Origin of the sequence: Vibrio sp. 10N.222.52.C12 (assembly GCF_041474215.1) — a bacterium.
Taxonomy (GTDB): Bacteria; Pseudomonadota; Gammaproteobacteria; order Enterobacterales; family Vibrionaceae; genus Vibrio; species Vibrio crassostreae_C.
The window spans coordinates 1-250 of record NZ_JBFRTR010000254.1 but is presented as its reverse complement, the minus strand read 5'-3'; the positions used below and the strand labels follow the sequence as shown (position 1 = coordinate 250).

1 tRNA gene is annotated in these 250 nt (G+C 39.6%); it reads right to left on the bottom strand.

What is annotated here, in order from left to right:
- Window positions 1-92 precede the first annotated feature (92 nt).
- A tRNA-Val gene (locus AB4623_RS24200) sits at window positions 93-168 on the bottom strand.
- Window positions 169-250 lie beyond the last annotated feature (82 nt).

Genomic DNA, 250 nt, shown 5'->3' with positions numbered 1-250 from the left:
GTTAAAGAGCAAGAGTTTTTAAAGCATTAAACTTTCAAAACCATTTTTAAATACACTCAGTTTTCTATTACTAAGAAAAGTGTGCTTAAAGATGGTGGGCGATACCGGGCTCGAACCAGTGACCCCCTGCTTGTAAGGCAGGTGCTCTCCCAACTGAGCTAATCGCCCATGATGTTCTTTTGTCTTCACTTTTTAAAAAGTGAAAATAAAAGCCATTCTTACATGGAGAAAGAATGGTGGAGCTATGCGG